The following is a 26,683-nucleotide window of genomic DNA, read 5'->3' as shown; positions in this document are numbered from 1 at the left end:
GGGTTATGCCGGCAGATAGCCCTCGACCGACAGGTAGCGCTCGCCGGTGTCGTAGTTGAAGCCCAGCACCCTGCTGCCCGCCGCCAGCTCGGGCAGCTTCTGTGCAATGGCGGCCAGCGTGGCGCCGCTGGAGATGCCCACCAGCAGGCCTTCCTCACGCGCGCAGCGGCGGCCGTACTCGCGGGCGGCTTCGGCTTCGACCTGGATCACGCCGTCCAGCAAGCTCGTGTTCATCACCGCCGGGATGAAGCCCGCGCCGATGCCCTGGATGGGGTGGGGGCTGGGCGACCCGCCGCTGAGCACGGGCGAGGCCGTGGGCTCGACGGCAAACACCTTGAGCTGCGGCCAGGCCTTCTTCAGCACCTCGGCGCAGCCGGTGATGTGGCCGCCCGTGCCCACGCCGGTGATCAGCGCATCCAGCCCCTCGGGGAAGTCATTCAGGATCTCCTGCGCCGTTGTGCGCGCGTGCACCGCCGGGTTGGCCGCGTTCTCGAACTGCTGCGGGATCCAGGCGCCGGGCGTGGCGGCGGCCAGCTCCTGGGCCTTGGCGATGGCGCCCTTCATGCCCTTCTCGCGCGGCGTCAGCTCAAAGCTCGCGCCATAGGCCAGCATCAGGCGGCGGCGCTCGATGCTCATGCTGTCGGGCATCACGAGGACGAGCTTGTAGCCCTTGACCGCCGCCACCATCGCCAGGCCCACGCCCGTGTTGCCCGAGGTGGGCTCGATGATGGTGCCGCCCGGCTGAAGCTGGCCCGAGGCCTCGGCCGCTTCGATCATGGCCAGCGCGATGCGGTCCTTGATCGAGCCGCCGGGGTTGGCGCGCTCGGACTTGATCCACACCTGGTGCGAGCCACCAAACAGGCGCTGCAGGCGGATGTGGGGGGTGTTGCCAATGGTGGCCAGGACGTTGTCGGCTCTCATGCGGGGTCTCCGTGCTGTTCTGGTGAAAGGGTCGGGGATAATTTACCCGTGAAGTGCTTCAGACCGCCGCTGGTGCTAGTCCCGAAAGGGCGCACTGGAGGAAGGTCCGGACTGCAAAGAGCAGCGTAGCGGCTAACAGCCGCCCGGCGAAAGCCGAGGATCAGAGCAACAGAGACGAGCCGGTTAAGTCCGGGTGAAACGGGCAATCTCTACGCGCAGCAACACCAAGTAGGCCAGCGTTGATGCGGCTCGCAGAGCTGGCGGGTAGGTGGCATCGAGCCGGGGTGTGAGCCCCGGCCCAGAAGAATGGCGGTCAAGGCCCCGCAAGGGGCTTCACAGAATCCGGCCTATCGAAGCACTTCACTCTTTTCGACTTTCACCCGTCCGGCGTGGCGGGGTGTCTCGCGCGGGGCAGGCAGGGCAGGGCAATGCCACGCAGAATGCCGGCTTGATGTCGCGCCTGAAAGCCTGCCCATGAACCCCGAAGCCAGCCGCCTCTGGCGAGCGCCCCGCTGGGCGCTGTCCATCCTGCTGGCCTGCCTGGGCATGCTCGGGCCCTTCAGCACTGACACCTACCTGCCGGCCTTTGCCGGCATCACCCAGGCCTTGCACGCGACGCCGCTGCAGATGCAGCAGACGTTGTCGAGCTACCTGTTCGGCTTCGCGGTGATGAACCTCTTCCACGGTTCGCTGTCGGACTGCTTTGGCCGCCGCCCGGTGGTGTTGATCGGGCTCACTGCGTTCACGCTGGCCAGCTTGGGGTGTGCGCTGGCGGGCAGCGTCGAGGCGCTGATCTTCTGGCGTGCGGTGCAGGGCATGTCGGCCGGCGCGGGCATCGTGGTGTCACGCGCCATCATCCGGGACATGTACCCGCCGGCCGATGCGCAGCGGGCCATGTCGCAGGTGACCCTGTTCTTCGGCGTGGCACCGGCGGTGGCGCCCATGATCGGGGGCTTTTTGTTCGTGCATGCCGACTGGCATTCGATCTTCTGGTTCCTGGTGGCCATTGGCCTGGCCTTGCTGCTGGCCAATGCGCGCTGGCTGCCTGAGACCTTGCACACCCAGCACAAGCATCCCTTCCACGTCGGCAAGTTGCTGCGCGAGTACGCGCGCCTGATCTCCAGCCCACGCTTCGTGCTGCTGGTGCTGGCCAGCGGCATCCCGTTCAATGGCATGTTCCTGTATGTGCTGGCCACGCCGGTGTTCCTGGGCGAGCATCTGCAGTTCGCGCCGACGCAGTTCTTCTGGTTCTTCTGCTGCACCATCGGCGGCATCATGGCCGGCGCGGCGGTGAGCGGGCGCCTGGCCGGCAAGGTCACGCCGGCGGCGCAGATCAAGTTGGGCTTCCAGGTCATGGTGGTGATGTCGGTGGTCAACATTGCACTCAACCTCTGGGTGCCGCTGAGCGCCTGGTGGGCGCTGCCGGTGCTGGGTCTGTTTGCCTTTGGGTGGGCCATCATGGTCCCGGTGGTGACGCTGCTGGTGCTCGATCAGGTGCCCGAGCGGCGCGGTATGGCGTCGTCGCTGCAGGCCTGCGTGGGCAGTGCGGCCAATGGCCTGGTCGCTGGCGCCCTGGTGCCGCTCGTGATGCATTCCACGCATGCGCTGGCCTTCACCTCGGCGGGGCTGATGTGCATCGGGCTGGTGGCCTGGGTGATCGTGCAAAAGGGGCTCAAGACCTAGCCGCTTCGGCCGAAGAACAGGCCTTGCCGGTGGAGACTGCTGCCCGTGTTCGCTCGCCCCTTGCTTCTCAGCCTGATGGCCCTGGCCCTGCTGCCGGCTCCGGCGCGCGCGCAAGACGCTGCCGATACGGCCGAGCTGCTGCGCCAGCGTCTGGCCGAGCGGCTGAAGGACAAGCCTGACGCCAAGCCGGACGCAAAGGTCGCCACCAAACCCGACGCCAAGGCAGACGCCAAAGCCAGCCCCCCCAAGAAGAAGCCCGAGGGCGCCGCCCACGGCACTGCGCACTGGGGCTACACCGGCGAGGGCGCCCCCGAGCGCTGGGCCGAGCTGAGCCCCGAGTTCCGCACCTGCGCCACCGGCACGCGCCAGAGCCCCATCGACATCCGCGAGGGCATCCGGGTCGATCTGGAGAAGATCGACTTCAACTACCAGCCCAGCCGCTTCTCGGTGCTGGATAACGGCCACACCATCCAGGTCAACGTCGCCGCGGGCAACACGCTCGGCGTGATGGGCCGGCGCTTCGAGCTGCTGCAGTTCCACTTCCACAAACCGAGTGAAGAGCGCATCAACGGCAAGCTCTTCGACATGGTGGCCCACCTCGTGCACCGGGATGCGCAGGGCAAGCTCGCCGTGGTGGCCGTGCTGCTGGAGCAGGGCCGGGCCCAGCCCCTGGTGCAGACCATCTGGAACAACCTGCCGCTGGAGAAGGGCGAGGACCTGCCCGCCCCCGGCAGCCTGGACCTGAACCAGCTGCTGCCCGAGGACCGCGCTTACTTCACCTACATGGGCTCGCTGACCACGCCGCCTTGCAGTGAAGGCGTGCTGTGGATGGTGATGCGCCAGCCGGTGCAGGTGTCTGCTGAGCAGCTGAACATCTTCGGTCGCCTCTACCCGATGAATGCACGGCCGCTGCAGGCCGGCTCGGGACGCCTGATCAAGGAGTCGCTCGGCCCTTGACCTGCTGCTTGCCGGACAGCCAGGCATGCAGGGTCAGGAAGAGCTGCTCGGCCGACACCGGCTTGCCGATGTGGTCGTCCATGCCGGCGTCGATGCAGCGCTGGCGCTCCTCGTCGAAGGCATTGGCCGTCATCGCGATGATGGGCACGGCGGTGCCCTTGTCCGGCAGCTGGCGGATGGCACGCGTGGCGTCCAGCCCGTCCATCACCGGCATCTGCACGTCCATCAGCACCAGCGCGTAGTCGCCGTGCTCGAACATCTCCACCGCCTCGCGCCCGTCGGCGGCCACGTCGGCCGAGAGCCCGGCATTGGCCAGCATGGCCAGCGCCACCTCCTGGTTCACGAGGTTGTCCTCGGCGATCAGGATGCGAGCCTGCGCCCAGGGCGCCAGCAGCGCACGCGCGCTTTGCAGGTCGTGCGAGATCGGGGCCAGCTCGGCGGACTCCGGCTCGGGTGTGGCCCGGTCCAGCCGCAGGCGCAGCCAGAACTGGCTGCCCTGGCCCGGGCTGCTGCGCAGGCCCACGCTGCCGTTCATCAGCTCGGCCAGGCGGCGGCAGATGGCGAGGCCAAGGCCGGTGCCGCCGTAGCGGCGCGTGGTGGAGCTGTCGGCCTGCTCAAAGTCGCGGAACAGGCGCAGCTGGGCTTCGCTGTCGATGCCGATGCCGCTGTCCTCCACCTCGATCAGCAGGCCCACGCGCTCTTCGGTGCTGTGGTCGGCGTCCTGGCGTGCTGACAGGCGCACAAAGCCCAAGTCGGTGAACTTGACGGCATTGCCGGCAAAGTTGAGCAGGATCTCGGTGATGCGCTGTGGGTCGCCCAGCAGCGGCGTGTCGTGCAGGTCGGGTGCGATGTCGACCTCGACGCGCAAGCCCTTGGACGCCGCGCTCTGCGCCACCATGCTGGCCACGTTGTCCAGCACCGACTCCAGCCGGAACTCGCGCCGCTCCAGCTGCACCTTGCCGGCCTCGATCTTGGAGAAGTCCAGCACGTTGTTGATGATGCCCAGCAGGTGCTCGGCCGCCTCGGCCACGCGAGACAGGCGTTCGCGCTGCTCGGGCTCGTTGGCGTCGCCCTGGGCCAGGTAGGTCAGGCCGATGATGGCGTTCATCGGCGTGCGGATCTCGTGGCTCATATTGGCCAGGAAGGCGCTCTTGGCCAGGCTGGCGGCCTGGGCAGCGCTGGTGGCCTCGGCCAGCGCGGCCGTGCGGGCCTGGACGAGTTCTTCGAGGTGGTGGCGGTAGCGCTCCAGCTCCAGCGCATCGCGCCGCTGGCGCGAGATGTCGGTCAGGAAGCCATGCCACAGCACGCTGCCATCCAGCTGCTTCTGCGCAATCGCATTGGCGTACATCCAGCGCTCGCTGCCGTCGCCGTGCTGGGTGCGGAACTCCTGCTGCCAGGGCCCCAGGCTGCGTGCCGAGACCTCCAGCGCGGCGCGCACGGTGGCGCGGTCGGCGGCATCGATGCGGGCGAACCAGGCGTCGGCGGAGTCGGTCAGCTCGGCGCTGCCGAGCAGGAAGTACTCACGGATGGCCTCGCTCACGTAGTCGAAGCGGTAGCCGCCCTGGGGCAGGCGACGCAGCTGGAAGACCACACCGGGCACGGTCTCGGCCATGCCGCGCAGGCGCTCGATCAGTGCATGCTGGGCGCTGAACTGCGTTTGCAGCGCGCCGCGCATGTGCTCCAGGTGGCCACCCAGGCGGCCGATTTCGTCATCGCGCGGCAGGCTCACGGGCGTGGTGAAGTTGCCGCCCGCCAGGCCCTGTGCAAAGTCCTCCAGCTCGCGCAGCGGGCGGAACACGCGTGAGCGCAGCAGCCACAGCACCAGCAGCAGCGAGGCCAGCAACTGGCCGCTCACTGTCATGCCGTAGAGCCAGCGCTGGCGCGTCACGGCCTCGCGGTTCAGGTGGTCGTCGAGTTCGACCTCGACCTGACCGATCAGCGCGTCACCGCGCAGCACATCGCGCTTGCCGGTCAGGCTCTGGCCGCGCCGGCGCTCAGGGTATTGGCGTTCCAGGAAGGGTTGGGACGAGGCCGCATCACGGATGCTGACGCGCACCACCTCGGGCGACTTGACGATGGCGGCCACCACCTCGCGGGCGGCCACGGTGTCGAGGTTCCAGAGCAGCTCGGGCATGCTGCTGGCCAGCACGTCGAGGCGCGATTCCAGCTCGCGCTGCAGCGCGGCCTCAGCTTGTTGCTGGTCGCGCAGACCCATCCACAGCCCCCCCACCAGCAAGGCCGGCACGAGCAGGCCAGCCACGGCACCAAAGGCGAGCGCGACGGAGAGGGAGGCGGAGGTTTTGCGGGTCAAGATGGTGCGGCGGTTGTCAGCGCATGCTGCCACAGACTCCTAGGCGCAGACTCGCAGAGTGCGCCCCGCCCGGTGGGGGTGTCTGCTGGAGCAGGAATTGTTCGCCCGGGCCTGTCGGTGCGTGACATCTCGTGTGTGCGCCAGGGTCTTTGGGTGTGACTTCCGAACGCCGGGGGCTGATCAGTAGGTGCGCCCGCCCCGGAACTGCGCGTGCTGGCGCCGCGCCAGCGGGGTCTGCTTGCTCATGGCGGCAAAGCTCACGCTGGCATGGGCGTGCATGATGGCCAGGCCGAGCGCATCGGCCGCATCCTTGCCCGGCAGGCCCGGCAGGTTGAGCAGACGCTGCACCATGGCCTGGATCTGCTCCTTCTTGGCATGGCCGTGGCCCACGATGGCCTTCTTCATCTGCAGCGCCGTGTACTCGGACACGGGCAGGTCGCAGGACACCAGCCCCGTCAACGCCGCGCCGCGCGCCTGGCCCAGCAGCAGGGTGGACTGCGGGTTGACGTTGACGAAGACGATCTCCACCGCCGCGCATTGGGGTGCATAGCGCGCTACCACCTCGCGGATGCCGTCGTACAGGATCTTGATGCGCGCCGGCAGCTCGCCGGCCGCGACCTTGTTGGTCTTGATGGTGCCGCTGGCCACGTAAGCCAGGCGTGGGCCATCAGCGTCGATGACGCCAAAGCCGGTGGTCTGCAAACCCGGGTCGATGCCGAGAATCCTCATGAGGGTGCTGTCCCGACGTTGGTGACGGTGGCAAGGCTTCTGCGCAGGCTCATGAGCGCGCAGCGCTCGTGAAGTCGCGAGAGCGACGCGCCGCAGCTAAAGCCTGTCGTCTGCAAGCCGGGGTCGATGCCGAGGATCCTCATGGCAGCGCCCGCCGGGCCGCCCCAAGGGCGCTGCAGCCCCCGTGGGGGGCAGTGAACGAAGTTCGCGTGGGGGCTCTCATGTGGCCCTCATCGGCAGCTCAAAGTACCAGCGCACCGAGTGGAAGAACACCGGCGCCGCGAAGCACAGCACCGCGATGCGATCCAGCAGACCCACTGCGCCGGTGATGGAGCTGCGGTTGCCCCAGTAGCGCACGCCGGCATCGCGCTTCATGGCCTTCATCACCAGGCCGCCAAAGCCCGCGCTACCGGCGCTGAGGAAGGCCATCACCAGGGCCTGCCCGGGCTTGAAGGGCGTGATCCAGTAGAGCAAGGTGCCCACCACGGCGCCAGTGAAGGCGCCCGTCCACCAAGCGCGCATCGAGAAGCTGCGGCTGATGCGGCGCGCCACCGGCCGGCGGCGCAGGCTGCGCCGGGCCAGCTCCTGTGCGACCTGGCCGGTCGCCACCACCATCACGAAGAAGAACAGCAAGAAGGCGCCACGGCCCCGGAAGCCGGGGAAGTCGAGCAGCAGCAAGGCCGGCGCGTGGGAGAGGCCGTAGACGCACAGCATCACGCCCCACTGGATCTTGGCGTTGCGCTCCAGAAAGCGCTGCGGGTCGTCGGCCAGCGCGCTGACCATGGGCAGCACCAGGAAGCCATAGACCGGCAGGAAGATGGCGAAGAGGTCAAAGAAGCGCGCACCGCAGATCAGGTACTGCGCGGGCAGCAGCACGAAGAAGGCGACGATCAGCGAGCGGTGGTCGCTGCGCTGGGTGTGCACGAGGGTGATGAACTCGCGCAGGCCCAGGAAGGAGAACACCGCAAAGAGCGCGGTGGCCCCGAGCGGCCCGGAGATCCAGGCCATCCAGAACAGGCAGCCGCCGATCCACGCGGCGCGCAGGTCACGCCGCGTGCGCTCCCAGCCGCGGCTGGTGCCGGCGCGCACGTCCTCGGGCCGCTCGCGTAGCGAGTGCAGGAAGAGCCCCACCGTCAGCAGCGCCAGGAAGCCGAACAGCACCACGAAGAGCAGGGCGACCTGCTCGCTGCTGCTCAAGGACTTGAGCCAGCGCATCAGGCGACGACCTTCTCAGCCCATTCGGGGTTGGGGCGTTGCGCCAGCAAGGCCTCGCGGGCACGCACGAGGAAGTCCGCCTTGCTCTCGCCCGGCTGCAAGCGGATCGGCTCGCCAAAGGTGACGGTGCACAGGATGGGCACGGGCACGACCTCGCCCTTGGGCATCACGCGCTGGACGTTGTCGATCCAGGTGGGCACCAGGGGCACGTGCGGAAACTGCTCGGCCAGATGGAAGAGGCCCGACTTGAACGCCAGCGGCGTGCCGGTGTGCGAGCGCGTGCCCTCGGGGAAGATGACCAGCGAGTCGCCGTGGCCCAGCGCCTCGACCAGCGGCTCCAGCGGGTCTTCGTCGGGCTTGGCGCGCGTGCGGCTGACGTAGATGGCGTTGAAGACGGCACTCGTCAGCCAGGTGCGAAAGGCGCTCTTGGCCCAGTAGTCGCGCGCTGCGATGGCGCGGGTCTGGGCGCGCAGCTCGTGCGGGAAGGCGGCCCAGATCAGGACGATGTCGAAATGGCTCTGGTGGTTGGCGAAGTAGATGCGCTGCTCGGGCAGCGGCGGGCAGCCCTTCCAGTGCCCTTGCGCACCGGTGATCAGGCGCGCGATGAAGGTGAGCAGCTGGCCGGTGAAGTCGGCGACGGACATGCGCCGAATTATCGAGCGCTGGCTGCGGCGGGCCAGACCTCGGGCTCGGCATCGATCAGCGACACCAGGGCTTTGGCGATCTTGCGGTGGTCGGCCAGCGAGGGGTGCCAGTGGCAGCCCATCATGTCGAGCCCGTGCATGGGCACGAGGCGGATGCGGCGCTCGCCCTCGCGCTGCAAGCCCTGCACCACGGCGGCGGCCTGGGTCAGGATCTCGCCGGCCGCGCCGTCGGTGGCCCACACCACCAGCAAGGCTTGCGGATAGCGTGCGCGCAGCTGCTTCAGGAACGCCGCATAGCGCTGCCGGAAGTCCGCCTGCAGGGCCTCGCGCGTGGGCCAGGCTTCGCCGGCCTTGAGCGGCGTCGAAAAGTCATTGGTGCCCAGGGCCATGGCCACCACCTGGGGCTGCCAGTCGGAGGTGTCGCGCGGGCTGGTTGGGTCGAGCAGGGTGTGGGGGTAGGCCTCGGGCAACTTGGGCGAGGCAAAGCCGTCGTAGTTGCGCACCACGCCGCGGCCGGAGATGGCGGTGACGCGGTAGTCGGCGTTGTAGTGGCGCGCGGTGATGGGGCCGTAGGCCTGGGTGTTGTCGGTGGTGGCCCAGACCTGGTCCTGCGTGCAGTCGCGGCTGTTGGAGGTGTTGCCGTAGCCGACGGTGTGCGAGTCGCCGATGAACTCGATGCGGCGTGCGCGCTCAAGCGCCGGCTGGGCCTTGGCGTCTGCGGGCAGCAGGAAGCCGCCAAAGCGATTCGGGCCGGCTTGGTGCTCGGTCAGCACCTCAAGGCGCAGCGCGTGCGCGCCGGGCGCGAGCTCAGACACCGCGTAGACGCCTGCGGCCGGCTTGGTCAGCAGCGGCAGTGCCTGCCCATCCACGCTCACGCGCAGGATGACCGCGCCAGCGCCGAGCTTGAAGTAGGCGCTGCTGCCCTCGAAGTTCAACTCGAAGTAAGCGCCCGGCCACTGGTAGGCCAAGCCCGCCTCGCCCGGCACGGTGCGCGCCACCGGGGCGCTTGCGACGGCGCTGAGGCCCGCAGGGGCCTGGACGGGCTGGGGTGACAGTTGCGGTGCTGCCCAGGACGACAGGCACAGACCGAGGGCGGAGGTGACGAGGCTGAGGCGGAGCGTGGCGCAGAGCATGGGCAGGCAATGAGGCAGTGAGCGCCGCAGTGTAGGCAGGCTCAGCGCGGTCCCGCAAAGCAAACGGGCCGGCATGGCCGGCCCGAGGGGCTGTGTGGTGCGCGGGTGCCGGCCGTCGGCTTACCAGTCGCCGCCTCCGCCCCCATCGCTGCCGCCAAAGTCGCCACCGCCACCCCCGGCATCCCAGCTGTTGCCGCTGCCGAAGTCGATGTCGCGCGAGGCCAGGTCGCTGGCGGCACCCAGGTCTTGGCTACCCCCTTCAAAGGCGCCACCGGGTGCATAGCCATCGCTGCGCGAGGTGGTGTGGTCGCTGCCGCCATGCAGCATGCGCTCGGCCAGCATGCCGGCGGCCACGCCACCGGCAGCAGCCAGGCCCACGCCCATCAGGCCGGGGCCTTGGCTGGGCGCGGCACCGGGGCCATAGCCGCCCATGGGCATCGTGCCAGCACCGCCATAGCCGGGCATGGGCATGCTAGAGGGTGCGGCGGCACGGCGGCGCATCCAGCGCGCGGCCAGCCCGATGAAGAGCACCGAGCCACCGAGCAGCATCCAAAGCGGCACGCCGCCGTCGCTGTTGTGGCTGGCCGGGGCCGGGGTGGGCGTGCGCGCAGGCATGGGCACGGCGGCCGGCGCGGCCGCTGTGCTGGCGCCCTGTGCGCGGTCCAGCAGGCGTTCAAACTCGGTGAACTTGGCGCGGTCCACGGTCTTGAGATCGGGGTCGTTCAGGCGCACCAGGCGGGCTTGCTCGGCGGCGTCCGTGAACTTGCGCTGGCGCGCCAGGATCTCCGCCAGCACATAGTGGGCCTTGGCACTGCCAGGCTTGGCCTCGACGACCTCGCGCATCATTTGCTCGGCGCGGGGGTAGTCGCCCTGGTTGGCGGCGGCGCGCACCTCGTCCACCGAGGGCAGCGCAAACGCCAGCTGCGCGCTGAGCGAGAGCGCGGCAAGCAGGCCAACGAGAAACGTGGGGCGGGAGGTCATGGGACACATCCTCTGTGAACGGCGCGTCCACACGGACGCGTGCCAAAGATAGGGCCTCGCCCACCGATATCAAGAGGTCATGGTGCGGGGCTCAGTTTTATGAAATCCGCCGCCCGCTCGCCAATCATCATGGCCGGCGCATTGGTGTTGCCGCTCACCAGCGTGGGCATCACCGAGGCGTCCACCACGCGCAGGCCCTGCAGGCCATGCACGCGCAGCTCGGGGTCCACCACGGCCATGGCGTCCTGGCCCATCTTGCAACTGCCTACCGGGTGGTAGATGGTGTCGGCGCGGGCGCGGATCAGGGCTTCGATCTCGTCGTCGCTGCGGGCGTCTGCCGTCCAGAGCTCTTCGGTCCAGTGCGCCTTGAGGGCCGGTGCGTGCATGAGGGCGCGGGTGAGCTTGTAGCCCTCGACCAGTTGCGGCAGGTCGGCCGGGTGCTGGAAGAAGCCGGGGTCGATCAGCGGCGCATCGCCGGCCCTGGGGCTGGCCAGGCGCACGCTGCCACGGCTTTCTGGGCGCAGCAGGCAGACGTGGCAGGAGATGCCATGCCCCGTGTGCAGCTTGCGCGCGTGGTCCTCGACGAGGGCGATCAGGAAGTGCAGCTGCACATTGGGCGTGGCGTGCGCGGCCGAGGTGCGCAGGAAGCCGCCGGCCTCGGCGAAGTTGCTGGTCAGCATGCCGCGCCGCTGGTTGCGGTAGAGCGCCACGTCGCGCGCGAACTTGGCGCCGCCAGCGGCCGAGATGCCGAGCGCATCCAGGTCCCGGGACTTGAAACCGAAGACAAAGTCCGGATGGTCCTGCAGGTTGGCGCCCACGCCGGGCAAGTGGTGCAGTACCGGCAGGCCCAGCGCCTGCAACTGCGCGGCCGGGCCGACGCCTGAGAGCATGAGCAACTGCGGGGACTGGATGGCACCCGCTGCCAGCACCACCTCACGGCGCGCGCGCAGGCGGCGCAGCAAGCCGCCTTCAAGCAGCTCCACGCCCACGGCACGGCGGCCCTCAAACAGCACGCGCTGCACCTGCACGCCGCAGCGCACGGCAAGGTTGCGGCGCTGGCCCAGGTGGGGGCGGATGTAGGCCCGCGCGGCGCCCCAGCGCTCGCCCTGGTGCTGGGTGGTCTGGTAGAGGCCGAGGCCCTCTTGGGTCTCGCCGTTGAAGTCGGTGTTGATGGGGTGGCCGCAGTGGCGCGCGGCCTCCAGCCAGTGTTGCTGAAAGGGGTTGCTACTCCGCAAATCGCTGACGTGCAGCGGGCCGCTCTGGCCATGCAGCGGGGCGCCGAGGCGCTCGTTGCCCTCGCTGCGGATGAAGTAAGGCAGCACGTCCTGCCAGGACCAGCCGGTGGCGCCGAGGGCGGCCCAGTGGTCGTAGTCCTCGCGCTGGCCACGGATGTAGACCATGGCATTGATGCCCGAGGAGCCGCCCAGCATCTTGCCGCGCGGCACATAGCCACGGCGGCCATTCAGGCCCGGCTGCGGCGTGGTCTGGAAGCCGTAGTTGTGCAGCTTGGTCGGCACCATCAGCACGGCGCCCGTGGGCACGGTGCTGAGCCAGTTGTTGACGTCGGCGCCGGCCTCCAGCAGTAGCACGTCGATGGACGGGTCTTCGCTCAGCCGGCCGGCCAGCGCGCAGCCTGCGGAGCCACCCCCGACGACGATGACATCGTGCGTCTCGTCGAACGGGGGCAAGGGGGCTTGGGGCGTGAAGCTCATGGGCCCCACGCTAGCGCCGAAGAGGCCCGCTTCCCAGCGGAATGCCCCTTGCTTAGGGGCGAGCCTCTACTTCAACGCTCAGTGGCGGAAGTGGCGCACGCCGGTGAAGACCATCGCGATGCCGCGCTCGTTGGCGGCGGCGATGACTTCGTCGTCGCGCACCGAGCCACCGGGCTGGATCACGCAGGTGGCGCCTGCGTCGGCCACCACATCGAGGCCATCCCGGAACGGGAAGAAGGCGTCGCTGGCCACGGCCGAGCCTTGCAGCGCGAGGCCGGCGTTGGCGGCCTTGATGGCGGCGATCTTGGTGGAGTCCACGCGGCTCATCTGGCCGGCGCCCACGCCCAGGGTCATGCCGCCGCCGCAGAAGACGATGGCATTGCTCCTGACGTACTGGGCCACGGTCCAGGCGAACATCAGGTCATCGATCTGCTGGGGCGTGGGCTGCAGGGTGGTGACGACCTTGAGGTCGGACTTCTGCAGGAAGTGGTTGTCGGCGGTCTGCACCAAGAGGCCCGAGCCGACGCGCTTGACGTCCTGCGCGTTGCGGCCTTGCTCCCAGGGCGTCGATCCACCCTTGGGCAGGGCGATCTGCAGCAAGCGCACATTGACCTTGGCCTTGAAGACCTCCAGCGCCTCGGCGCTGAAGGAGGGCGCCATCAGCACTTCGACGAACTGCTTGGCCACGAGCTGCGCGGCCACGCCATCCACCTCGCGGTTGAAGGCAATGATGCCGCCGAAGGCGCTGGTCGGGTCGGTCTTGAAGGCCTTGCTGTAGGCCTCGGCCGGGCTGGCTGCCACGGCCACGCCGCAGGGGTTGGCGTGCTTGATGATCACGCAGGCCGGGGCCTCGAAGGCCTTCACGCATTCCCACGCGGCATCGGCGTCTGCGATGTTGTTGTAGGACAGCTCCTTGCCTTGCAGCTGCTTGCCCGTGACGAGCGAGCCGGGGGCGGGGTGCAGGTCGCGGTAGAGCGCGGCGCTCTGGTGCGAGTTCTCGCCGTAGCGCAGGTCCTGCACCTTGACGAGGTTGGCGTTGTGCTGAGCCGGGAAGGCGCTGACGCTGCCATCGGGCTGCAGGGCAGACAGGTAATTGCTGATGGCCGCGTCGTACTGGGCGATGCGGTTGAAGGCGGCCACGCTGCAGGCAAAGCGCGTGGTGTCGCTGGTCTTGCCGGCAGCCTTCAGCTCGGCGAGCACACCGGCGTATTGCGCGGCGTCGGTCAGGACGGTCACGTCCTTCCAGTTCTTGGCGGCGCTGCGCACCATGGCCGGGCCGCCGATGTCGATGTTCTCGATGGCGTCTTCGAGCGTGCAGCCGGGCTTGGCCACGGTGGCCTCGAAGGGGTAGAGGTTGACGGCCAGGATGTCGATGCGCTGGATGTCGTGCTGCTGCATGGCGGCCACGTGCTCGGGCACATCGCTGCGGGCCAGCAGGCCGCCGTGGATCTTGGGGTGCAGGGTCTTGACGCGGCCGTCCATCATCTCGGGGAAGCCGGTGTGCGCGGCCACCTCGGTGACAGGCAGGCCGTTGTCGGCCAGCAGCTTGGCCGTGCCGCCGGTGGACAGCAGGGTGGCGCCCAGCGCGTGCAGTTCACGGGCGAAGTCGAGGATGCCGGTCTTGTCGGAGACGGAGAGGAGTGCGGTGAGGGCCATGGGGGTCTTCTTGGAGTTTCAGGCGAGGTTGTGATCGATCAGCTTGCGGCGCAGGGTGTTGCGGTTGATGCCCAGCCACTGCGCGGCCTTGCTTTGGTTGCCGCCAGCCTCGCGCATCACGATTTCGAAGAGCGGCTTCTCGACCAGCTTGACCAGCATCTCGTGCATGGAGTGCGGCTCCTGGCCGTCGAGGTCGCGGAAGAAGGCTTCGAGGTTGTCGCGCACGCAGGCATCGATGGGATTGGGCGGTGTGTTTTTGGTGGCGCTCATGGCAGGGTCAGTTGGCGCAGATTTCAAGCGGCGCAGGCTTCTTCAGCGTCGGCCGTATCTTCGTCATTGGCTGCCAGGATGGCAGGCAGCCGGTCGTGGGTCTGGCCGAGGTCGTCGAACCAGTCGCGGAGCGCTTGCAACTGCTGGTCGCAGTGCTCCAAGGTGTTCATGTGCTGGCGGAAGGCCTCGCCACCCGGCAGGCCGCGCACGGCCCAGCCGATGTGCTTGCGCGCGCTGCGCACGCCGCTGAGTTCGCCATACAGGCCGTAGTGGTCGTGCAGGTGCTCGGTCAGCAGGTCGCGGGCCTCAACCACTGTCGGGGCGGGCAGGTGCTCGCCGGTGGCCAGGTAGTGCGCCAGCTCGCGGAAGATCCAAGGCCGGCCTTGCGCGGCGCGGCCGATCATCAGCGCGTCGGCGCCTGTGTAGGCCAGCACCTCGCGCGCCTTCTCGGGCGAGTTGATGTCGCCATTGGCGACGACGGGGATGGAGAGCGCGGCCTTGACGGCGGCGATGGTGTCGTACTCGGCCAGGCCCTTGTAGCCCTGCTCACGCGTGCGGCCGTGGATGGTCAGCATCGCGATGCCCGCCGCCTCGAAGGCGCGCGCCAGACGCAGCGCGTTGCGCTCCTCCAGGCTCCAGCCAGTGCGCATCTTGAGCGTGACGGGCACGCCGCGCGGGGTGCAGACGTCCACGACGGCTTCAACGATCTCCAGCGCCAGCGCCTCGTTGCGCATCAGCGCCGAGCCAGCCCATTTGTTGCAGACCTTCTTGGCCGGGCAGCCCATGTTGATGTCGATGATCTGGGCGCCGCGGTCGATGTTGTAGGCCGCGGCCTCGGCCATCATGGCAGCGTCGGTGCCGGCAATCTGCACGGCAATGGGCCCGGGCTCGCCGGTGTGGTCGGCGCGGCGCGAGGTCTTGAGGCTGCCCCAGAGCTCCTTGCGCGAGGTCACCATCTCGCTCACCGCATAGCCGGCGCCGAGGCGGCGGCAGAGCTGGCGGAACGGGCGGTCCGTCACCCCGGCCATCGGCGCCACAAAGAGGCGGTTGGGGAGGGTGAAGGGGCCGAGTTGGAAACCGGGGGGCACTGGGGTCTGCTCAAAAAAGAGGCAGGAGTATAGCCATCCGACCTGACGGGCCATATGCCCACGCTTCGGCCACCCACCGGGCCGCACAATTGGCCGCCATGGAAGCTTGGCTGGGCCATTTCGTACAGGACCTTTTGGCCGCGTTGGCGCTGCCGCAGGTGGGGCTGGTGGCGGTGTTTGTCATCGCCTTCATTTCGGCCACGCTGCTGCCCATGGGGTCGGAGCCCGCAGTCTTTCTGGTTGTCAAGGCTGACCCCGCCATGTTCTGGCCCGCCGTGCTGGTGGCCACGTTGGGCAACACCCTGGGCGGCATCACGTCGTGGTGGGTGGGCTATGGCGCCGAACGCGCTTATGAGGGCGCGACCCACCACACACCCAAGCACCCACGCGCGCTGGCCTGGTTGGAGCGCTTTGGCCCCAAGGCCTGTTTGCTGTCGTGGCTGCCCGTCGTGGGCGACCCGCTGTGCGCCGTGGCCGGCTGGCTGCGCCTGCCTTTCTGGCCCTGCGTGGCCTATATGGCGCTGGGCAAGTTCCTGCGCTTCATCTTCTACACCGCCGCGCTGCTGTGGCTGATTCCGGAGTCCTGGTTTCAATGAACACCGCCTACGCCGACCTCGCCGCGCGCCAACTGCGCAGCTGGCGCTTCATCCACCTGCAGTCCATCGCGCAATGGGATCAGGCTGCCAACATGCCGCCTGCTGGCAACGAAGCCCGCAGCCTGGCCCTGGCCGAGCTGGACAGCCTGCTGCACGGCATGGCCACCGACCCGGCCTTGCCGGCGTTGCTGGCGGCTGCCGAGGCTGAGCCGCTGGACGCGCTGCAGCGCGCCAATCTGCGCGAGATCCGCCGTGCCTGGCGCTCGGCCAATGCGCTGCCCGCGAGCCTGGTGTCGGCCAAGACCTTGGCCAACGCGCGCTGCGAGCACGCCTGGCGCAGCCAGCGCCCAGCCAATGACTGGGCGGGCTTTGCGCCCAATCTGCGCGAGGTGCTGGCCCTGGCCCGGCAGGAGGCCGAGTGCCTGTCGCAAAGCAGTGGGCTGTCGCGCTACGACGCGCTGCTCGACCTCTATGAGCCCGGCATGCGCAGCAGCGAGGTGGTGCGCGTGTTTGGCGCGCTGCGCACCTGGCTGCCGGGGCTGATCCGTGACGTTGTGGCCCACCAGGCCGCCGAGACGGTGGTGCAGCCCGTCGGGCCCTTCGCGGTGGATGCGCAAAAGGCGCTGGGCCGCGACGTGATGCAACTGCTCGGCTTCAACTTCGAGGCGGGCCGGCTCGACGTCTCCACCCACCCGTTTTGCGGCGGTGTGCCCGAGGACGTGCGCATGACCACGCGTTACCGCGAAGGCGACCTGCTGCAGGCCTTGATGGGCACCATCCACGAAACCGGGCACGGCCGCTACGAGCAAGGCCTGCCGCGCGAGTTGCTGGGCCAGCCGGTCGCGCGGGCGCGGTCGATGGGCCTGCACGAGAGCCAGAGCCTCAGCTTCGAGATGCAGCTGGGCAGCCATCCAGCCTTTGCGGGCCTGCTGGCGCCGCTGCTGGTCAAGCACTTCGGGGCGCAGCCCGCCTTTGAGCCCGGCAACCTGCACCGCCTGCTGACGCGCGTGAGCCCGGGGCTGATCCGCGTCGAGGCCGACGAGGTGACCTACCCGGCCCATGTGATCCTGCGCTTCGAGATCGAACGCGCCTTGATCGAGGGCGAGGCCGAGGTGGACGATGTGCCCGCCCTATGGGATGCCGGCATGCAAGACCTGTTGGGCCAGGACACGCGCGGCAACTTCAAGGATGGCCCCATGCAGGACATCCACTGGCCGAGCGGCGCCTTTGGCTACTTCCCCTGCTACACGCTCGGCGCCATGTACGCCGCGCAATGGTTTGCCGCCATGCGGCGCGAGCGACCGCAGCTGGATGCCGACATCGCCGCCGGCCGCCTGGGCGTGGTGTTTGACTGGCTGTCCAGCCACATCTGGCAATCCGCCAGCCGCTACGAAACGCCTGAGTTGGTGCAGCGCGCCAGTGGCGAGCCTCTGAACCCGGCGCACTTTGAGGCACATCTGCGCTCGCGTTATCTCTAAAGCAGTAGCGCCAGTCGCTCCAGGATCAAGGCCCCGAAGAAGGCCAGGCCGGCAATCAGCGTCCACTTGACGATGACGATGCCGATCCGGCGCCAGCGGGGCTGGCGCGTGGCGACGGACATCGCAAAGCAGATGACCGCCGCGAACAGCAGCAGGCCGATGACGAGGCGGGCGATCATCATGGCGTGCGCCTCACCAAGCCGGGGCCAGTTGGGCAAAGCCGGCCGGGGCCTCGCGCTCGTGCTCGAAGCTCACCAGCTCGTAGGCTTCGGCATCGGCCAGCAGGGCGCGCAGCAACTTGTTGTTGAGCGCGTGGCCGCCCTTGAAGGACGTGTAGGCCGCCAGCAGCGGGTGGCCGGCCACCTGCATGTCGCCGATGGCGTCGAGGATCTTGTGCTTGGCGAATTCGTCGTCGTAGCGCAGGCCGTCGCTGTTGAGCACGCGGTAGTCGTCCACGACGATGGCGTTGTCCATCGAGCCGCCGAGCGTCAGCCCGCGTGAGCGCATCAGCTCGATGTCCGACGTCATGCCGAAGGTGCGGGCGCGGGCGATCTCCTTTTTGTAGAGACCCGATCCCATGTCGAAGTGCACCTGCTGGCCGGTGGCGGCCACGGCGGGGTTGTCAAACTCGATCTGGAATTCGAGCGTGTAGCCGTGGTGGGGTTCGAGGCGGGCCCACATCAGCTTCTTGCCCTCGCCCTGGCGCACCTCGACGGTCTTCTTCACGCGCAGAAACTTCTTGGCCGCGTTTTGCAGCTCGATGCCGGCCGACTGCAGCAGGAAGACGAAGCTGGCCGCCGAGCCATCCAGGATGGGGACCTCGTCGGCATTGATGTCGATGTAGAGGTTGTCGAGCCCGAGGCCCGCGCAGGCCGAGAGCAGGTGCTCGATGGTCTGGACCTTGGGGCCGCTCGGGTCACCGCCGGGGCTGATGGTGGTGGCCATGCGCGTGTCGCAGACGCTGCTGGCCGAGACCGGGATGTCCACCGGCGGGCAGAGGTCGACGCGGCGGAACACGATGCCGGTGTCGGGGGCTGCCGGACGCAGCACCAGTTCGACCTTTTGACCGCTGTGGATCCCGACGCCTACTGCGCGCGTCAGGGCCTTGAGGGTGCGCTGTCTGACCATGCGCTCATTGTCCGGTAAAGCCTGAATGCAGGGAGGGTCCGGGGTCTTGTTGGTCGGGTCTGGCGGCAGCGCGTTCCAGCGGCAGGCGCAGCGACACCCGCGTGCCCACGCCCACCGAGGACTCGACGCGCAGCTTGCCGCCCAGCTTCTTGGCGCGCTTGATCTGGCTCTTGAGGCCGCGGCCATGGCGCACGGTCTCGATGTCGAAACCATTGCCATCGTCCTCGACGCGGATCTCGACATAGCTGCTGTGGTCACGTGTCACGAAGCGCACGCGTCGCGCGTGGGCGTGCTTGACGATGTTGTTCAGCGCCTCCTGCAGCAGGCGCAGCACGTGCAGCGCGTCGGGCGGCTCCAGCCAGGGCAGGGCGGGCAGGTCGTGCACGTCCCACTCCAGCTTGAGGCCGCTGAGCTGCAGGCGCTTGCCCAGGCGGTAGCGCATGGTGGCCAGCAGGGAGACGAGGTCGTGGCCCACGGGCTCCAGCGAATCGATCACCAGGCGCAGGTCGTCCACGCACTCACGCAGCACCTCGGTGACCTGCTCCTGGTTCATATTGCCCTGCTCGACGGCCACCAGGGCCGAGAGCAGCGAGGAGCCGAGGCCGTCGTGCATGTCGGCCATCAGGCGCTGGCGTTCGATCAACAGGGCCTGCTGGCGCTCGGCCTCGCGCAGGCGTTCGTTCTGGACCTGGTAGGCATCCACCTGCACGTCAAGGCTGATCTGCAGCTGGCTGTTCTCGAACATCGCCTCCTCGACCTTGCCCGCATAGCGGCGCAGCACGGCGTAGAAGAAGCCCAGCACCACGACCAGGGCAGTGGCCGGCATCAGGTAGACATGCTCGACCCAGGCCCAGCCGGCCAGCACGCACAGGTCATGCACGCCGAGCGGCAGGCACAGGCCCCAGGTCACCGTCATCACCACCAGCTCTTCGCGGCGCTCGCGCCACGCCAGCTGCAGCAGGCGTGCGGCACCCACAAAGCCCACCACGGCGGTGATCGCATAGGCCAGCACCAGGGTGTCGGCCTGCCGCGCCCAGAAGGGCAGGTTGAGGACAGTCTCCAGCACCACGCCCGCGAACAGCACCGAGATCAGGGTCTTGGAGTTGGCCTTGGCAAAGCGCAGCGAGTAAAGCAAGGCCAGGAAGAGCACCCAGCCCAGCGAGGCATCGGTCATCCACCAGTACCAGGCGCGGACGGTGGCCTGGGTGGGTGGGTCGATGTAGTGATGCAGGTTGCGCGCCACCCAGCCAAAGGCCGCGAGGCTGAATAGCAGGTAGGAGGTCTCGGCCCGGTGCCGCAACCACATCAGCAGCGCAAACATCGCCAGCACGGCCAGCGTCAGGCTGATGGCCTGCGGCGCGGTGTGCTGCATCCAGTAGCGGAACTCCCATTCGGGCAACAATTCATCTTTGGGGGCCACCCAAAGCCGGGGCACGGCAAACGAGCCAGAGGCCGCGACGGGGACCGCCAGCAGGATCTCCTGCCCGGTCTCGCCGGCGGTGGGCAGTGGCACCCACAAGGGCAGTGCGCGGCGGTCGCGCTCCTGGGACTGGTGGTGCAACAGGACCCGCCAGGGCTCACCCGGCGCGCGGGCCAGCACCGAGACCGAGAGGCCCACGAAGCGCGGCCCGTACAGCGCCAAGGGCGCATGCGAGCCGGCGGGCAATTGCGTCCGGTACCACCGCAGTTCGACGCGGTCGGTGGCCTGTGCCTGCGCTGCCGGCACCCGGGCGCGCACATCGGGCAACAGGGCTGGCGACCACTGTGTCATGTCTTCGGGAGGAGCCAGGTCGGGCGGCAGCTCCAGCAGGTCCGGCCCTTCGCTGGAGTGGCGCTGCAGCAAGGCACTCCAGGCGCTCACCTGCGCGCGCGTCCAGTGCGAAACCGCGCGCTCCACTGCGGCGGGGGAGGCAGTGCGCGTGGCGTTGGGTTGTGCCTGCGCGGCACCGCCAACCAGGGCAGCAAGCCAGCACAGCAGCAGCAGTTGACGCAGCAGAGCGAACACGGATCCAGGCAGACGGCAGTCAGGTGGCAGCACGTGGGCGCGAGGGGACGACCTGACGCCCTCCATGGCCATCTGATCCTCGTGGCGGCGTGCAGAGCGCCAGGAGGCCCGTGGCCCCGACGCTCGTCTGCGCTCCTCGCTCCCCCTATCGCTGAAGCCCCCTAGTTTGCCCGGCTTGAAAGCAAAAACGGAGCGACAAGCGCTCCGTTCTCTGGGTAATTTCACCCAGCTTTTTGCTGAGGTGATATCGGGGTCAGTTCATGCCCCGGGGTCTGGCGGGGTGGATCAGTCCGCCTGCTTGCGCAGGAAAGCCGGGATCTCGATCTCGTCCATGCCATTGGAGGACAGGGCCTCCACCTTGGCTGCCGCGCTGCCAGAGCGGCCATGGCGCCAGACGCTGGGCACATTGCTGTTGGCGAAGTCGCCCAGGCCCAGACCCATATTGGGCGCCTGCGGTGCGGTGGGCGCCACAGACACGGCCTGCGTCAGCACGGGCATGCCGTCGGTGCCGTTGCGGATGACCTGGGCCGGCTGCGAGTGCACGACCGAGATCGGCGCCTGCTGGCGCACTTGCTTGCCCGAGAGGCCCGTGGCGATCACGGTCACGCGCAGCGCATCACCCAGGGTGTCGTCGTAGGCGGTGCCGTAGATGATGTGGGCGTCTTCCGAGGCGTAGCGCTTGATGGCGTTCATCGCATTGCGCGACTCGCTCAGCTTGAAGTTGTTGCGGTTGGCCGCAATCAGCACGAGCACGCCACGTGCGCCGGAGAGGTCGATGCCTTCGAGCAGCGGGCAGGCCACGGCGGCTTCGGCAGCCTTGGCGGCGCGGTCTGGGCCATTGGCCTGGGCCGTGCCCATCATGGCCTTGCCGGGCTCGCTCATCACGGTCTTCACGTCTTCGAAGTCGACGTTGACGAGGCCGGGGATGTGGATGATGTCCGAGATGCCGCCGACGGCGTTCTTGAGCACGTCATTGGCGTGGGCGAAGGCTTGGTCTTGCGTGGCGTCTTCGCCCAGCACGTCGAGCAGCTTGTCGTTGAGCACGACGATCAGCGAGTCGACATTGGCTTCGAGTTCGGCGAGGCCGGCATCAGCAGCCTTGGAGCGGCGGCTGCCTTCAAACTCGAAAGGCTTGGTCACCACGCCCACGGTCAGCACGCCCATTTCCTTGGCCACGCGGGCAATCACCGGCGCGGCGCCGGTGCCGGTGCCACCGCCCATGCCGGCGGTGATGAAGAGCATATTGGCGCCAGCGATGGATTCGCGGATGCGGGCCTCGGCTTCTTCAGCCGCCTGGCGGCCGACTTCGGGTTTGGCGCCAGCGCCCAGGCCCGAGTTTCCGAGTTGCAGCAATTGATCGGCCTTGGAGCGATTGAGTGCCTGTGCGTCGGTATTGGCGCAGATGAATTCGACGCCTTGCACGCCCTGGGCGATCATGTGCTCGACGGCATTCCCGCCGCCGCCGCCGACACCGATCACCTTGATTTGGGTGCCTTGGTCAAACTCTTCAATCATTTCAATAGGCATATCAAACCTCCTGCTGCAATTGTGCCCTGCGGGCCACGCCGATGACTAGATGCTGAAACATTTTTTTCAGCCTTTTGTGGTGAGAAAGAGCAATTCAGAAGTTGCCCATGAACCAATCCTTCATCCGCCCCAACATGGTTTGGACGGAACCCGCTTGTTGAGCGGCCTTCAAACCCCGGGTTCGGGCCAGTCGGGCCTCTTCCAGCAAACCCATCACGGTGGCTGACCTGGGGTTTGCCACCATGTCGTTGAGGGCGCCGCGATAGGTGGGCAGGCCACGGCGGACTGGTTTGAGAAAAATGTCTTCGGCCAGTTCGATCATTCCCGGCATCACGGCCGAACCGCCGGTCAGGACAATCCCCGACGACAGCACTTCCTCATACCCGCTTTCGCGGATGACCTGGTGCACCAGGGAAAAGATTTCCTCAACCCGCGGTTCAATCACGCCGGCCAGGGCCTGGCGCGACAGCATCCGGGGGCTGCGGTCGCCCAAGCCCGGCACCTCGACCTGGTCCGATGGCTCGGCCAGCAGCTGCTTGGCCACCCCGTGCTCGACCTTGATCTCCTCGGCGTCCTTGGTGGGCGTGCGCAGGGCCATGGCGATGTCGCTGGTGATCAGGTCACCGGCGATGGGGATGACGGCGGTGTGGCGGATGGAGCCGCCGGTGAAGATGGCGACGTCGGTCGTTCCGGCCCCAATATCGACCAGGGCCACGCCCAGGTCCCGCTCGTCCGGCGTCAGGGTGGCCAGGCTGGAGGCGCTGGGATTCAGCACCAGTTGCTCGACCTCCAAACCACAGCGGCGCACGCATTTGACGATGTTTTCGGCGGCGCTTTGGGCGCCGGTCACGATATGGACCCGAACCTCCAGCCGGCCGCCGCTCATTCCAATCGGCTCTTTGACCTCGTGACCGTCGATCACGAATTCCTGGGGTTCCACCAGCAGCAGGCGCTGGTCGTTGGGGATATTGATGGCCTTGGCGGTTTCAACCACCCGCGCCACATCCACCGGCGTGACCTCCTTGTCCCGCACGATCACCATGCCGGTGGAGTTTTGCCCGCGGATATGGCTGCCCGTGATCCCCGTGTAAACCCTAGATATTTTGCAGTCGGCCATCATTTCGGCCTCTTTCAGGGCCTGCTGGATGGACTGGACCGTGGCATCGATATTGACTACCACCCCACGTTTGAGGCCATTGCTCGGGGCCACGCCCATGCCGGCCAAACGCAACTCGCCGCCCGGCAATACCTCGGCCACCACCGCCATGATCTTGGCGGTACCGATATCCAGGCCGACGACCAGATCCTTGTATTCCTTGGCCATTTGAGTCCTCAGTGGTTTTGTTTTGCGGGTTTACCCGGGCGGGCGGGAGGGGTTTGGGTGGAAACACCACGCAGCCGGACGGCATATCCGTCCTGGTGGCGCAGGTCGGCCGAGAGCAGGGCGGTCCGGTAACGGGCGGTGATTTGCGGCAGGGTCTGGACGAAGCGCGCCACCCGGGCCTCGATCTCGGCGTCGCTGCCGCGTCCGATTTCGATCTCGGCGTCGCCCGCAAACTGGGCGCGCCAGGACCCGCGGCTGGACAGCTCCAGGCGTTCAATGCGCTCCAGCCCCTCGGCGCCTTCGCCCAGGTTGCGCAGCTGGCTGGACAGCTGCTGCCACATGCGCAGCATCTGGGAGGCGGTGCCCGGTGGGCCCGACAGCGTCGGGAGCGGCTCGTCTTCGACGTCGCCGGTGTTGGCCTGGAAGACCTCGCCGAAGGTGTTGACCAGCGCGCGGCTGCTGCCCGCTTCGGGCTCGGCGTCATCGCCACGCAGCTCCCCGCGCAGTTCCCAATACGCGGCGGCATGGTGCTCCTCGATCTGCACGCGCAACTGCATCGGCCAGAGCTTTTGCACGCGCGCGTGGCGCACCCAGGGGGCGCCTTCAAAAGCGGAGCGTGCTTCCTTCAGGCTCAGGCTCCAGAACGAGCCTTGCAGCCTGGGCAGTGCATTGGCCCGCAGCGAGGCGGCGCTGTTGCGCTCCACCTCGCCCGCCACCTCGATGGCGCGCAGCGCAAACACCGGCTGGCGCACCACCCAGCGCAGGCCAAAGGCCAGCACGGCCACCACCGCGCCCACCACCAGCAGCGCGGTGGCGGCGTTCATCACGCGCACATCGAAGGGCTGGGGTGTAGTGGACGGGGTGGACGACAGGCTCATGGCAGCGCTGGTTCGATCAGGCCTGGCGGTCCAGCCGCGCCTGGGCCAGCAGCCACAGGCACAGATGCGGGTAGTCGATGCCCACGGCCTGCGCGGCCTTGGGGACGAGCGAGTGCGAGGTCATGCCCGGGCTGGTGTTCATCTCCAGCAGGAAGGGCTTCATGTCACTGCGGCGCAGCATCAGGTCGGCGCGGCCCCAGCCCCGGCAGCCCAGCAGCCGGTAGGCGCGCAGTACCAGTTGCTGGATCTCGGCCTCAAGCGCGGGCGCGAGGCTGCCGAACAGGTACTCGGTCGTGTCGGTCTTGTATTTGTTCTCGTAGTCGTAGTTGCCCGCCACCGCGCGGATCTCGATCACCGGCAGCGCCACGGCGGCCGCACCCTCGCCCAGCACGGCGCAGGTCAGCTCGGGGCCTTCGATGCATTGCTCGAACAGCAGCTCGTCGTCAAAGCCCAGCGCCAGCTCGACCGCGCCTTGCATCTCCGAGTAGCCGGCCGCCTTGGTGATGCCGATGCTGCTGCCCTCGTGCGGCGGCTTCACCATCACGGGCAGCCCGAGCTCGTCGGGGATCTGGCGGATGCGCTCGCGCGTCAGCTCCGCGCGCGAGAGCGCCAGGTACTGCGGCGTGGAGAGGCCCTCGTTGTGCCAGACGCGCTTGGTCGTGGTCTTGTCCATCGCCACGCTGGAGGCCATCACGCCCGAGCCCGTGTAGGGCAGGCCCAGCCATTCCAGCGCGCCTTGGATGGTGCCGTCCTCGCCGCCGCGTCCATGCAGCGCGATGAAGGCGCGCGCATAGCCCTGGTCTTTCAGCGCCTGCAGCGGCTGCTGGGCGGGGTCAAAGCCGTGAGCGTTCACGCCGGCCGACTGCAACGCCGCGAGCACGCCGCCGCCGCTCATCAGTGAGACCTCGCGCTCCGCGCTGTGGCCGCCCATCAGCACGGCCACCTTGCCGAGGCTGCGCGCGTCGATATCGAGCTTGACCGGAGGCGTCATGCCGAGGCTCCTTCAAAGTGCTTGGCAACGAGGGCGGGCAACTGGCTCATCGAGCCCGCGCCCATGCCGATCACCACGTCGCCCGCGCGCGTGAGCTGGGCCAGCGCAGCAGGCATGTCGGACACGGCGCCCACAAAGTGCGGCGTGCCCACGGCCTGGGCCAGCGCACTGCCTGTGGCGCCGGTAATGGGCGCCTCGCCCGCGCTGTAGACCTCGGTCAGCAGCACCACGTCGGCCTGCCGCATCACCGCCACAAAGTCGGCAAAGCAGTCGCGCGTGCGGGTGTAGCGGTGGGGCTGGAAGGCCAGCACCAGGCGCTGCCCCGGGAAGGCGCCGCGCGCGGCGGACAGCACGGCGGCCATCTCCACCGGGTGGTGGCCGTAGTCGTCGATCAGCAGGAAGCTGCCGCCCCCGGCAGCCGGCCACTGGCCGTGCCGCTCAAAGCGCCGGCCCACGCCCGAGAAGCCGGCCAGCGCGCGCTGGATGGCGGCATCCTCAACACCAATCTCGGTGGCCACCGCGATGGCGGCCAGCGCATTGCGCACGTTGTGCTCGCCGGCCAGGTTGAGCTCGATGTCCAGGTCCGGCGCGTCGTCGCGCTGGCAGGTGAAGCGCATCTGTGCGCCGGGCTGCACGTTCACCGCGCGCACCGTCACGCCCTCGCCGAGGCCGTAGGTGACCACGGGCCGCTGGATGCGCGGCAACACAACCTGCACGCCAGCGTCGTCGGCGCACATCACCGCCGCGCCATAGAAAGGCATGCGGTGCAGGAAGTCCACGAAGGCGCCATGCAGCCGCTCCACCGAGTGGCCATAGGTGTCCATGTGGTCTTCGTCGATATTGGTCACGACCGAGAGCACGGGGCTCAGGTGCAGGAAGCTGGCATCGCTCTCGTCGGCCTCGACGACGATGAACTCGCCCTGGCCGAGGCGAGAGTTCGCGCCAGCGGCGTTCAGCTTGCCGCCGATCACGAAGGTCGGGTCCAGGCCTGCCTCGACCAGGATGGCCGTGACCAGCGAGGTCGTCGTCGTCTTGCCATGCGTGCCGGCGATGGCGATGCCTGCGCGCAGGCGCATCAGCTCGGCCAGCATCACGGCGCGAGCCACCACCGGGATGTGCCGCTCGCGGGCGGCCAGCACCTCGGGGTTGTCGGCCTTCACCGCCGTGCTCGTCACCAGGGCCTGGGCCTGGCCGATGTGCTCGGCCGCGTGGCCAATCTCGACGCGCAGACCCAGTTCGCGCAGGCGCAGCGTGGTCGCTGACTCCGCCGCGTCAGACCCGCTGACCGCATATCCAAGGTTGTGCAGGATCTCGGCGATGCCACTCATGCCGGCGCCGCCGATGCCCACGAAGTGAATGCGCTTCACTGCATGTTTCATGTCAGCCCCTCGTCCGATGCGTACATCGGCCGATCCCCCGAGGGGATGCGGGCCGGCTTGGGAGCGGCCCGGCGCTC

The 26,683-nt window shown here is 68.3% G+C and carries 23 protein-coding genes and 1 other RNA gene; 5 read left to right on the top strand and 19 right to left on the bottom strand.

What is annotated here, in order from left to right:
- Positions 1-3 precede the first annotated feature (3 nt).
- Positions 4-921: a cysteine synthase A gene (cysK, locus tag ABDJ85_RS10600; protein ID WP_347704724.1), complete on the bottom strand. Its 918-nt coding sequence runs from the start codon at positions 919-921 to the stop codon at positions 4-6.
- Between the two features lie 50 nt (positions 922-971).
- Here cysK and rnpB point away from each other — a divergent pair.
- The 3 genes from rnpB to ABDJ85_RS10585 all read left to right on the top strand — a co-directional run bounded on the left by rnpB (position 972) and on the right by ABDJ85_RS10585 (position 3,561).
- An RNA gene (gene rnpB, locus ABDJ85_RS10595) (RNase P RNA component class A) lies at positions 972-1,287 on the top strand.
- Positions 1,288-1,395: 108 nt separating this feature from the next.
- On the top strand, positions 1,396-2,604 hold the full coding sequence (locus ABDJ85_RS10590; protein WP_347704723.1) for a multidrug effflux MFS transporter: 1,209 nt from the start codon (positions 1,396-1,398) through the stop codon (positions 2,602-2,604).
- A 45-nt stretch (positions 2,605-2,649) separates the two neighbouring features.
- Positions 2,650-3,561 (top strand): carbonic anhydrase, encoded by a 912-nt coding sequence (locus ABDJ85_RS10585; RefSeq protein WP_347704722.1) that lies wholly within the window; start codon positions 2,650-2,652, stop codon positions 3,559-3,561.
- Here ABDJ85_RS10585 and ABDJ85_RS10580 read toward each other — a convergent pair.
- The 10 genes from ABDJ85_RS10580 to dusB all read right to left on the bottom strand — a co-directional run bounded on the left by ABDJ85_RS10580 (position 3,539) and on the right by dusB (position 15,240).
- Entirely contained in the window at positions 3,539-5,872 is a 2,334-nt protein-coding gene (locus ABDJ85_RS10580; RefSeq protein ID WP_347704721.1) for an ATP-binding protein, read from the bottom strand. The genes ABDJ85_RS10585 and ABDJ85_RS10580 overlap by 23 nt on opposite strands.
- Positions 5,873-6,052: 180 nt before the next feature.
- Entirely contained in the window at positions 6,053-6,601 is a 549-nt protein-coding gene (gene ruvC / locus ABDJ85_RS10575; protein WP_347704720.1) for a crossover junction endodeoxyribonuclease RuvC, read from the bottom strand.
- A gap of 219 nt (positions 6,602-6,820) precedes the next feature.
- On the bottom strand, positions 6,821-7,816 hold the full coding sequence (locus ABDJ85_RS10570) for a phosphatidate cytidylyltransferase (protein ID WP_347704719.1): 996 nt from the start codon (positions 7,814-7,816) through the stop codon (positions 6,821-6,823).
- Entirely contained in the window at positions 7,816-8,460 is a 645-nt protein-coding gene (locus tag ABDJ85_RS10565; RefSeq protein ID WP_347704718.1) for a lysophospholipid acyltransferase family protein, read from the bottom strand. Before ABDJ85_RS10565 ends, ABDJ85_RS10570 begins: the two co-directional genes overlap by 1 nt.
- An 8-nt stretch (positions 8,461-8,468) precedes the next feature.
- Entirely contained in the window at positions 8,469-9,593 is a 1,125-nt protein-coding gene (locus ABDJ85_RS10560) for an SGNH/GDSL hydrolase family protein (RefSeq protein ID WP_347704717.1), read from the bottom strand.
- A gap of 120 nt (positions 9,594-9,713) precedes the next feature.
- A complete protein-coding gene (locus ABDJ85_RS10555; protein ID WP_347704716.1) occupies positions 9,714-10,574 on the bottom strand; it encodes a tetratricopeptide repeat protein in 861 nt (286 codons plus the stop codon).
- Positions 10,575-10,651: 77 nt separating this feature from the next.
- Positions 10,652-12,286, bottom strand: coding sequence for a GMC family oxidoreductase (locus tag ABDJ85_RS10550; RefSeq protein ID WP_347704715.1), 1,635 nt, complete (start codon positions 12,284-12,286; stop codon positions 10,652-10,654).
- 78 nt (positions 12,287-12,364) lie between these two features.
- Positions 12,365-13,942, bottom strand: coding sequence for a bifunctional phosphoribosylaminoimidazolecarboxamide formyltransferase/IMP cyclohydrolase (purH, locus tag ABDJ85_RS10545; RefSeq protein WP_347704714.1), 1,578 nt, complete (start codon positions 13,940-13,942; stop codon positions 12,365-12,367).
- A gap of 18 nt (positions 13,943-13,960) precedes the next feature.
- A complete protein-coding gene (locus tag ABDJ85_RS10540; protein ID WP_347704713.1) occupies positions 13,961-14,212 on the bottom strand; it encodes a helix-turn-helix domain-containing protein in 252 nt (83 codons plus the stop codon).
- Positions 14,213-14,235: 23 nt separating this feature from the next.
- Positions 14,236-15,240, bottom strand: coding sequence for a tRNA dihydrouridine synthase DusB (dusB, locus tag ABDJ85_RS10535; protein WP_430765538.1), 1,005 nt, complete (start codon positions 15,238-15,240; stop codon positions 14,236-14,238).
- Positions 15,241-15,398: 158 nt separating this feature from the next.
- On the opposite strand from dusB, the gene ABDJ85_RS10530 reads away from it, so the two are divergent.
- Both ABDJ85_RS10530 and ABDJ85_RS10525 read left to right on the top strand, forming a co-directional pair.
- Complete coding sequence (locus ABDJ85_RS10530; RefSeq protein WP_347704711.1) at positions 15,399-15,896, top strand: YqaA family protein; 498 nt, start codon at positions 15,399-15,401, stop codon at positions 15,894-15,896.
- Entirely contained in the window at positions 15,893-17,374 is a 1,482-nt protein-coding gene (locus tag ABDJ85_RS10525) for a carboxypeptidase M32 (protein WP_347704710.1), read from the top strand. The genes ABDJ85_RS10530 and ABDJ85_RS10525 overlap by 4 nt, the downstream gene beginning before the upstream one ends.
- Here ABDJ85_RS10525 and ABDJ85_RS10520 read toward each other — a convergent pair.
- The 8 genes from ABDJ85_RS10520 to murC form a co-directional block, all read right to left on the bottom strand.
- Positions 17,371-17,556, bottom strand: coding sequence for a hypothetical protein (locus tag ABDJ85_RS10520; protein WP_347704709.1), 186 nt, complete (start codon positions 17,554-17,556; stop codon positions 17,371-17,373). The two genes, ABDJ85_RS10525 and ABDJ85_RS10520, sit on opposite strands and share 4 nt — an antisense overlap.
- A gap of 10 nt (positions 17,557-17,566) precedes the next feature.
- Positions 17,567-18,502 (bottom strand): UDP-3-O-acyl-N-acetylglucosamine deacetylase, encoded by a 936-nt coding sequence (gene lpxC / locus ABDJ85_RS10515; protein WP_347704708.1) that lies wholly within the window; start codon positions 18,500-18,502, stop codon positions 17,567-17,569.
- Between the two features lie 4 nt (positions 18,503-18,506).
- Positions 18,507-20,507 (bottom strand): sensor histidine kinase, encoded by a 2,001-nt coding sequence (locus ABDJ85_RS10510; protein ID WP_347704707.1) that lies wholly within the window; start codon positions 20,505-20,507, stop codon positions 18,507-18,509.
- A gap of 285 nt (positions 20,508-20,792) precedes the next feature.
- Positions 20,793-22,034 carry a cell division protein FtsZ gene (gene ftsZ, locus ABDJ85_RS10505; RefSeq protein ID WP_347704706.1) on the bottom strand — a complete coding sequence of 414 codons (1,242 nt, stop codon included), beginning with the start codon at positions 22,032-22,034 and terminating at the stop codon, positions 20,793-20,795.
- Between the two features lie 94 nt (positions 22,035-22,128).
- The gene (gene ftsA / locus ABDJ85_RS10500) at positions 22,129-23,358 is read right to left on the bottom strand and encodes a cell division protein FtsA (protein WP_347704705.1); all 1,230 of its coding nucleotides are present in this window, start codon (positions 23,356-23,358) and stop codon (positions 22,129-22,131) included.
- Positions 23,359-23,366: 8 nt separating this feature from the next.
- Complete coding sequence (locus ABDJ85_RS10495) at positions 23,367-24,236, bottom strand: cell division protein FtsQ/DivIB (protein ID WP_347704704.1); 870 nt, start codon at positions 24,234-24,236, stop codon at positions 23,367-23,369.
- Between the two features lie 16 nt (positions 24,237-24,252).
- On the bottom strand, positions 24,253-25,227 hold the full coding sequence (locus tag ABDJ85_RS10490; RefSeq protein ID WP_347704703.1) for a D-alanine--D-alanine ligase: 975 nt from the start codon (positions 25,225-25,227) through the stop codon (positions 24,253-24,255).
- Positions 25,224-26,606: a UDP-N-acetylmuramate--L-alanine ligase gene (gene murC / locus ABDJ85_RS10485; RefSeq protein WP_347704702.1), complete on the bottom strand. Its 1,383-nt coding sequence runs from the start codon at positions 26,604-26,606 to the stop codon at positions 25,224-25,226. Before murC ends, ABDJ85_RS10490 begins: the two co-directional genes overlap by 4 nt.
- Positions 26,607-26,683: the final 77 nt, after the last annotated feature.

This window comes from Roseateles paludis, from assembly GCF_039872745.1.
Taxonomy (GTDB): Bacteria; Pseudomonadota; Gammaproteobacteria; order Burkholderiales; family Burkholderiaceae_C; genus Pelomonas; species Pelomonas paludis.
This window is presented reverse-complemented; position numbering and strand designations above follow the sequence as displayed.

Coding starts and splice junctions, on each gene's coding strand:
- cysK (WP_347704724.1), bottom strand. CDS start 921: ATGAGAGCCGACAACGTCCTGGCCACCATTGGCAACACCCCCCACATC.
- ABDJ85_RS10590 (WP_347704723.1), top strand. CDS start 1,396: ATGAACCCCGAAGCCAGCCGCCTCTGGCGAGCGCCCCGCTGGGCGCTG.
- ruvC (WP_347704720.1), bottom strand. CDS start 6,601: ATGAGGATTCTCGGCATCGACCCGGGTTTGCAGACCACCGGCTTTGGC.
- ABDJ85_RS10570 (WP_347704719.1), bottom strand. CDS start 7,816: ATGCGCTGGCTCAAGTCCTTGAGCAGCAGCGAGCAGGTCGCCCTGCTC.
- ABDJ85_RS10565 (WP_347704718.1), bottom strand. CDS start 8,460: ATGTCCGTCGCCGACTTCACCGGCCAGCTGCTCACCTTCATCGCGCGC.
- ABDJ85_RS10560 (WP_347704717.1), bottom strand. CDS start 9,593: ATGCTCTGCGCCACGCTCCGCCTCAGCCTCGTCACCTCCGCCCTCGGT.
- ABDJ85_RS10555 (WP_347704716.1), bottom strand. CDS start 10,574: ATGACCTCCCGCCCCACGTTTCTCGTTGGCCTGCTTGCCGCGCTCTCG.
- ABDJ85_RS10550 (WP_347704715.1), bottom strand. CDS start 12,286: ATGAGCTTCACGCCCCAAGCCCCCTTGCCCCCGTTCGACGAGACGCAC.
- purH (WP_347704714.1), bottom strand. CDS start 13,942: ATGGCCCTCACCGCACTCCTCTCCGTCTCCGACAAGACCGGCATCCTC.
- ABDJ85_RS10540 (WP_347704713.1), bottom strand. CDS start 14,212: ATGAGCGCCACCAAAAACACACCGCCCAATCCCATCGATGCCTGCGTG.
- dusB (WP_430765538.1), bottom strand. CDS start 15,240: ATGGCCGGGGTGACGGACCGCCCGTTCCGCCAGCTCTGCCGCCGCCTC.
- ABDJ85_RS10530 (WP_347704711.1), top strand. CDS start 15,399: ATGGAAGCTTGGCTGGGCCATTTCGTACAGGACCTTTTGGCCGCGTTG.
- ABDJ85_RS10525 (WP_347704710.1), top strand. CDS start 15,893: ATGAACACCGCCTACGCCGACCTCGCCGCGCGCCAACTGCGCAGCTGG.
- ABDJ85_RS10520 (WP_347704709.1), bottom strand. CDS start 17,556: ATGATGATCGCCCGCCTCGTCATCGGCCTGCTGCTGTTCGCGGCGGTC.
- lpxC (WP_347704708.1), bottom strand. CDS start 18,502: ATGGTCAGACAGCGCACCCTCAAGGCCCTGACGCGCGCAGTAGGCGTC.
- ftsZ (WP_347704706.1), bottom strand. CDS start 22,034: ATGCCTATTGAAATGATTGAAGAGTTTGACCAAGGCACCCAAATCAAG.
- ftsA (WP_347704705.1), bottom strand. CDS start 23,358: ATGGCCAAGGAATACAAGGATCTGGTCGTCGGCCTGGATATCGGTACC.
- ABDJ85_RS10495 (WP_347704704.1), bottom strand. CDS start 24,236: ATGAGCCTGTCGTCCACCCCGTCCACTACACCCCAGCCCTTCGATGTG.
- ABDJ85_RS10490 (WP_347704703.1), bottom strand. CDS start 25,227: ATGACGCCTCCGGTCAAGCTCGATATCGACGCGCGCAGCCTCGGCAAG.
- murC (WP_347704702.1), bottom strand. CDS start 26,606: ATGAAACATGCAGTGAAGCGCATTCACTTCGTGGGCATCGGCGGCGCC.